We start from the raw sequence: 1,224 nt of genomic DNA on the forward strand, positions 1-1,224 counted from the left end.
GAGTGGTAGCATACCAATTATTTTACCTGGTACCAGTGGCGATAGCTTTGGTGGTGATAATTCAACTTCACAAGGTTATGTTCCTCTTGAAAGAGGAAGAACTGGACGCTCAGCAGAAAGACCTGGCCGTTCTCCACGAATTGCTGTTAATGAAATTTGTCCCCCAAATCCTGGTGATCCTCAAGACCATAGAGGAAGAATACAGGCCCAAGGTGGCGGTTTAGAAGCATCGGAACCTTGGTCGCAAACTACGCCGTTGACTCAATCTGAAGGCTTAGCTTTACTTGATTCTTTAGTCTCAAAAATTGGACCTAAAGAAGCCGGTAAGCGCCAAATCGCTGTAGCCCGGGCAATTAGGTTTATTATGAATGCAGCAAATGGAGGTGGTGTAGGTGTAACTAACGTTTCCTTTCTTGAACCTGGAACCAAAGACATACGTATTGATATAGAAGTTCGGGCTGGCTCAGCTTTTGTCCCATAAAATAAGTAAAAATACTTAACCAATTTTAAAATCGGTGTAATGATCCATAGTAAAAACTGTCACGCATACTTACTAAACTCAACCTAAAAATTGAAATGAAAGAATTATTTCCTAACTTTATCAATGACACTAATGTATACAATGCCGCTAAAATTTACTGGCAGACCGCATTTGACAAAATTTCAAAGCAAGTATCTGATCCATGGGATGAGTGGTTTAATAATTATTATTTAAATGGTCAGCCAATTCAAAATGGAAATCCCATTTTAAGTAAAATTTGTAAAAAAAATAAACGAGGGCTAAGGGTTATACAAATACCTTATGAAGAAGGAGAAGTTGAAATGACTGCTTTTATTGACTGTTATGAAGCGGACTTAGGCTCAATACATCAATTAGTTATTTATTGCATTTTGACAGAAGTATCTTTTGAAATTGCATATTCACTCATGTTTGATTGGGTTATAAACATGAAAAATGAAAAAGAAATGGAAAATATTATTGACTCTAAAATTTTAATTAATCGTTAAGAAATAAATGGGGTCAAAATAAATGGGGTCACAGAATTTTGGGTCTAATCATAATCTAATCATAATCAAGGGGTCAGATTACGTCATCAAGGGGTCAGATTCGATTGATCATTGATTGATTAAAGGAAAGAGTTTACTTAAAATCAATTTAATCTGACCCCTTGATTATTGTTACCAAACCTATTTGGTCGCCTTATCCCAACATTTGCCCCAACG

The 1,224-nt window shown here is 36.2% G+C and carries 2 protein-coding genes; both read left to right on the forward strand.

Going from position 1 to position 1,224, the window contains the following annotated elements; all coding sequences use genetic code 11:
* Positions 1–481, forward strand: a 481-nt coding sequence (locus C0512_RS15840) for a hypothetical protein (RefSeq protein WP_290863321.1), incomplete at its 5' end; no start/stop codon positions are given.
* Between the two features lie 95 nt (positions 482–576).
* Positions 577–1,008 (forward strand): hypothetical protein, encoded by a 432-nt coding sequence (locus C0512_RS15845; protein ID WP_290863323.1) that lies wholly within the window; start codon positions 577–579, stop codon positions 1,006–1,008.
* Positions 1,009–1,224 lie beyond the last annotated feature (216 nt).

This window comes from Flavobacterium sp. (assembly GCF_013822155.1).
Classification (GTDB): domain Bacteria; phylum Bacteroidota; class Bacteroidia; order Flavobacteriales; family Flavobacteriaceae; genus Flavobacterium.

Excerpts from the sequence above, each read along its gene's own strand:
- C0512_RS15845 (WP_290863323.1), top strand. The coding sequence starts at position 577 with ATGAAAGAATTATTTCCTAACTTTATCAATGACACTAATGTATACAAT.